The 2,167-nt window shown below is 58.9% G+C and carries 2 protein-coding genes; both read left to right on the top strand.

Features of this window, described 5'->3' with window-relative positions; translation table 11 throughout:
- Nucleotides 1–565 (top strand): ATP-dependent Clp protease ATP-binding subunit ClpX (locus FBR05_15190; GenBank protein ID MDL1873524.1); only part of this gene is annotated, 565 nt, incomplete at its 5' end.
- 156 nt (nt 566–721) lie between these two features.
- The coding region (locus tag FBR05_15185; GenBank protein ID MDL1873523.1) for an AAA family ATPase at nt 722–2,167 on the top strand (1,446 nt) is incomplete at its 3' end.

Raw genomic sequence — 2,167 nt, 5'->3', positions numbered from 1 at the left:
GCAGGTCGACACCACCAACATCCTGTTCATCTGCGGCGGCGCCTTCGCCGGCCTGGAGAAGATCATCTCCAACCGTCTGGAAGGCAAGTCCATCGGTTTTGGCGCCAAGGTCGCCGATCCCGACGACCGGCGGACCGGCGAGGTGCTGCAACACGTGGAGCCGGAGGATCTGCTCAAATTCGGCCTCATTCCCGAATTCATCGGCCGCCTGCCGGTGATCGCCACCTTGAATGATCTCGATGTCGAGGCGTTGGTCGATATCCTGTCGAAGCCGAAGAACGCCCTGGTCAAACAGTACCAGCGGCTGTTCGACATGGAAAACGTCAAGCTCACGTTCTCTGACGAGGCCTTGAAGGCATTGGCCAAACGGGCGATCCAGCGCAAGACCGGGGCCCGCGGCCTGCGCTCCATCATGGAAGACATCCTTTTGGACACCATGTTCGAACTGCCGTCCCTGGAAGGGGTCGAGGAGGTGGTGGTCAATGTCGAGGTGGTGGAAGGCCGCGCCCGTCCGCTCTTTATCTATGCCGAACGCCGCAGCGATGTCGGCGCCGGCGGGGCCTGAAAATCTGCTTAATTTCTGTGGGTTGGCGGTAATGCCTTGAAGGTGGGGCCAAGAGTCTCTATCTCATAGGCAGCATCACAGTAAAGGTCGATCCGCCTCAGGATGAGCCGCAGGCGCGGCGGTCTGGGAGCCAAACGGCCGAAGGTAGAGTGTCAGATGACCACCCTCTTTCCAGTTCTTCCCTTGCGCGACATTGTGGTTTTCCCGCACATGATCGTGCCGCTGTTCGTCGGCCGCGAGAAGTCGGTCAAGGCGCTGGAGGATGTCACCGGCAGCGACAAGCGTATTTTGCTGGTGGCGCAAAAGAACGCCAATCAGGACAATCCGGAAACCCAGGACATCTACCTGGTGGGTACCGTCGCCACGGTATTGCAGTTACTGAAATTGCCTGATGGCACCGTCAAGGTGCTGGTGGAAGGCAATGAGCGGGCGCGCATCGTGCGCTTTACCGACAGGGCGGAATTCTTCGAGGCCGAGGCCGAGATCATTCCCGATGTGCTGACCGAGGAGAAGGAGCTGCGTGGGCTGGCCCGCTCGGTAGCCACGGAATTTGAGCAATACGTCAAGCTCAACAAGAAAATTCCGCCGGAAGTTCTGGCCAACATTAATCAAATCGAGGACCCGAGCAAGCTCGCCGACACCATCGGTTCGCATCTGGCGTTGAAAATCGCCGATAAGCAAGAACTGTTGGAGATGGCCAATATCGCGCAGCGGCTGGAGCGGGTCTATAACCTGATGGAGGAGGAGATCAGCGTCCTCCAGGTGGAGCGCCGCATCCGCGGCCGCGTCAAGCGGCAAATGGAAAAGACGCAGCGCGAGTATTACCTGAACGAGCAGTTAAAGGCGATCCAGAAAGAGCTGGGCGAGGCCGAGGACGGCCGCGACGAGCTCGCTGAGCTTGAGGACCGCATCAAGAAGACCAAACTGACCAAGGAAGCCCGCGAAAAAGCCATGGGCGAGCTGAAAAAGCTGCGCAGCATGAGCCCGATGGCGGCCGAAGCGACGGTGGTCAGGAATTACCTGGAATGGATGCTGTCCATCCCGTGGAGCAAAAACACCAAGATCAAGAAGGATTTAAAACTCGCCGAAAAGGTCTTGAACGAAGATCATTACGGCTTGGATAAGGTCAAGGAGCGCATCCTTGAATACCTCGCCGTGCAGCAGCGCACCGGCTCCACCAAAGGGCCGATTTTGTGCCTCGTCGGCCCGCCCGGCGTCGGCAAGACCTCGCTCGGCAAATCGATTGCCCGCGCCACGGGACGAAACTTCATCCGCATCTCGCTGGGCGGCGTGCGCGACGAAGCGGAAATTCGCGGCCACCGCCGCACCTATATCGGCTCGATGCCCGGCAAGATCATCCAATCGATGAAAAAAGCCGGATCGTCCAACCCGCTGTTCCTCCTCGACGAGGTGGACAAGATGGGTGCTGATTTTCGCGGCGATCCGTCCTCAGCGCTCCTTGAAGTGCTGGACCCGGAACAGAACGCCAAGTTCAACGACCATTATCTGGAGGTCGATTACGACCTGTCGGGCGTGATGTTCGTCACCACCGCCAACACCCTCAACATGCCGCAGCCGCTGCTCGACCGCATGGAGATCATT

Source organism: Deltaproteobacteria bacterium PRO3, assembly GCA_030263375.1.
GTDB lineage: Bacteria > UBA10199 > UBA10199 > DSSB01 > DSSB01 > DSSB01.
Note: the sequence above shows the minus strand (reverse complement) of the source record. Positions and strands in the feature narration are given on the sequence as shown.